At 27.6% G+C, this 2958-nt stretch carries 5 protein-coding genes; all 5 read right to left on the reverse strand.

Going from position 1 to position 2958, the window contains the following annotated elements; translation table 11 throughout:
• Nucleotides 1-912: 912 nt before the first annotated feature.
• The 5 genes from AC4FQV_RS11805 to AC4FQV_RS11825 all read right to left on the reverse strand — a co-directional run bounded on the left by AC4FQV_RS11805 (nt 913) and on the right by AC4FQV_RS11825 (nt 2753).
• The gene (locus tag AC4FQV_RS11805) at nt 913-1356 is read right to left on the reverse strand and encodes a hypothetical protein (RefSeq protein ID WP_491165595.1); all 444 of its coding nucleotides are present in this window, start codon (nt 1354-1356) and stop codon (nt 913-915) included.
• A 91-nt stretch (nt 1357-1447) separates the two neighbouring features.
• Complete coding sequence (locus AC4FQV_RS11810) at nt 1448-1699, reverse strand: hypothetical protein (protein WP_491165596.1); 252 nt, start codon at nt 1697-1699, stop codon at nt 1448-1450.
• Between the two features lie 39 nt (nt 1700-1738).
• Nucleotides 1739-1876: a hypothetical protein gene (locus AC4FQV_RS11815; protein WP_491165597.1), complete on the reverse strand. Its 138-nt coding sequence runs from the start codon at nt 1874-1876 to the stop codon at nt 1739-1741.
• Between the two features lie 353 nt (nt 1877-2229).
• Nucleotides 2230-2475, reverse strand: coding sequence for a DnaA N-terminal domain-containing protein (locus tag AC4FQV_RS11820; protein WP_491165598.1), 246 nt, complete (start codon nt 2473-2475; stop codon nt 2230-2232).
• 2 nt (nt 2476-2477) lie between these two features.
• Nucleotides 2478-2753: a CopG family transcriptional regulator gene (locus AC4FQV_RS11825; RefSeq protein WP_491165599.1), complete on the reverse strand. Its 276-nt coding sequence runs from the start codon at nt 2751-2753 to the stop codon at nt 2478-2480.
• Nucleotides 2754-2958: the final 205 nt, after the last annotated feature.

Genomic DNA, 2958 nt, shown 5'->3' on the forward strand with positions numbered 1-2958 from the left:
CCGCCCTCCACAATAATTCCGATACTCTACATTACTGCTACAGTTGGTTTTAAAGAAAAACTTGAATTCTTGCGAAGCCAAAGTATAATGGACTGGCACGAAGGAGTGAGGTAAGGACGCAGTTATTCCCTTATCAATAGACACAAAATTTATTATGTCTATCAATAAGGAAGTAACTACTTTTAATGGACTGTATACTCAGTCGTTCGGCTCATCTGCACCCTATCTGTTACGTGTTAATCACCTACTAGCTTTCTACATTACGGTTCTATCCTAATGCTAATCTACTAGTAGTTCCCGAGCAACTATGCTCCTAGAACTCCCACTCCTGTCCGTTAAGTCGACATCACTCTCTTTCCCATAACGCCTAAAGATAGGGACTAGGCTAAATTGTTATGGAGGTATTCTTTTTGCATCGGCAATACTTACCTTTCATCTTATTTATAGTAGTTGTATGGCTTGTCCTACTACATATCATATAGGTAATATGCAACCTATTAATAATAAAAAAAGCTTAGGTATTAAATACCTAAGCTTAGAAATTCTTTCCCTATTATTTACTTGTTTTCTTGTAAACAAGTAAATAAAATTACTAAAACCTATTGAAAACTCTGTATCTTTTTACTATACTAAATATATCAAAAAGATATAAAATCTTCGGTTGGGTTACCTTCACTTAAGTGCTTTTTAAGTGTTCGTTTATTCCTTAGCTTCTTGGTATGTTTGTACCTTAAGTTACAATCAATTGTCGCCAAACAATTAATTGAACCGAAGTTGAAAATCCAGCACTAACTTTTTAGTGCTTTTTTTTATGCAATTTTTCATTAATAATTTCCAATTCTAATTGAGAATATTAATGAAAAATTGGAAATTTTATGTCTTAATTTTACGCTTTTTTTTTAATTCTGTAAACTATTTTTTTATTAATGGTATTATTAATGGCATTATAGTTGTAATTATTGTTGCTATTAAAGTTGCAATCCCAACCATAATAGATATAAAGGCATATCTACTTGCTCTTTTAGAATCTCTATTATTCATTTCTTTTTCTAACCTTATTCTATATTTAGATTTAATACTATCAATTAGCTTATAAAAAGATTTGTTAAATTCATCTTCTTTATAATTAATTGGTATAATCTTATCCACTTCCCCTATAGGCATTAAAATATATTCTATTATTTCATCTTGCTTAATATTACATAATGCATAACAACCACCAATTTTTTTATTAACTGTACATTCTTCTACTTTAAATGACCCAATTTTAACATCATATTCTATTAGCTCTCGCATCAAATTAATGTCTTTCTTATATTTTCTATCTCTTTTAAAATTTTTATATCTTTTAATCATGCAGTTCCTCCTATTTCTATATGACTAACAAAAGAGCAATGATTAAACTAAGTTTAATTCTTGCTCTTTTGCTAGTCATATAAAAAATTACTTAAATATTATAAAAATAAACTATAATTTCATTAGCTGATTCTTCTTTAAGAATCGCAGCTAACTTAGATCCTGCACACTCGCATATTTTTTTGCTATCATCTAATATTTTTTCAATATTAAATCCATCTTTATTTTTATATGATACTGGAACAGATTGTTTAAACCCATTGGATATTAATTCATCTAATGATGTATTTTCAAAATCTATGTCTTTAAATTCATCATTTAAATAAATTATTTTTTTCTCCATAATATCCCACCTCCAATAAGTTATTATATCATAGATACTCTAATCTTCTTCCTCATATCTATATTCAAAACCTTCTATTTCAAATCCTACTACCTTTAATCTTTTTACCTTAATAGTTCTTTTTTTTGAGAATCCTAATACAAGTTTTTTTAATATTTTTATTATTGTTTTATACATAAATATTTCTCCTTCGTAATAAATTTTTTAGGAATTTATATATAATAGAAATTTATTATTTATTTTATTCCACATAATTGTATTACTGTTGCTTTAACCTATTTACATATAAATTTTTATTTTTGTTGTAAAAAAACAACTTCTATTTTTTAAAAATAGAAGTTGCAAAAAGCTTCTGGAAAAAATTTTTCCAGAAATTAATAAGAGCATAAGGGGAAACTGTCCCCACACAAGTGTCGGGACTAGGCAAAGCCTAGAGTTTCAAAGGGTACAGATTTTTTTCCAGAAACATACTTTTGCCATACCTAAGTCATACCAAAAACATACCAAAAACATACTTTTGCCATACTTTTTTATTCTAAAAACTTAACATCAAAGTCTATATTTTCTCTAATTAGCTCTAAATATCTTTCTTCAAAAACAATTCTTGAAAAATCATTTTTAAACTTAAGATATAAAATATTATCTTCAATTTTATAATTATCTAATGGATATTCCAACCAGGTTTTAAACTTAATTTCACCTAAAGCTTCTCTCATTTTTTCTTTAAGATCATCTATTTTTTTGGAATTTATTCTATCATTTAAATCTAAAATCAATTTTATTTCCTCCAAAAGCCTTTTTTATTTTTTAGTTTTCGTTCTTCTAACTTTTCTTTTATATTTTGAATTTTGACTTCTGTAGCTACAGCTCTATCACAAATTCTTTTGTGACTTTTTTCCCGTTCTTCAAATTTTTTTATCTCATTTTCTGTAGCCACACTTAAAATTTCACTCATACTCTTACCTTTTAATTTAGCAATTATTTTTAATTTTTCTTTTTGCTTTTTAGTTACTCTAACCCTTATAATATCATCTTTCACAACTTTTGTAGCCACAAAAAAACCTCTCTTCTTTAATATCTACTTTATAAATTTATTCTGTAGCCACACCGTAAATCCTTTTATTCCTAGGGAACTTTGTTCAGTTCCCTCTTGCTTCGCAATTCACCCTCCACACCTACCGCCCTCCACAATAATTCCGATACTCTACATTACTGCTACAGTTGGTTTTAAAGAAAAACTTGAATTCTTGCGAAGCCAA

The organism is Clostridium sp. TJA038, assembly GCF_058310255.1.

What these genes read in the sequence shown, in the direction of transcription:
- AC4FQV_RS11805 (WP_491165595.1), bottom strand. Translation starts at nt 1,356, where the DNA reads ATGATTAAAAGATATAAAAATTTTAAAAGAGATAGAAAATATAAGAAA.
- AC4FQV_RS11810 (WP_491165596.1), bottom strand. Translation starts at nt 1,699, where the DNA reads ATGGAGAAAAAAATAATTTATTTAAATGATGAATTTAAAGACATAGAT.
- AC4FQV_RS11815 (WP_491165597.1), bottom strand. Translation starts at nt 1,876, where the DNA reads ATGTATAAAACAATAATAAAAATATTAAAAAAACTTGTATTAGGATTC.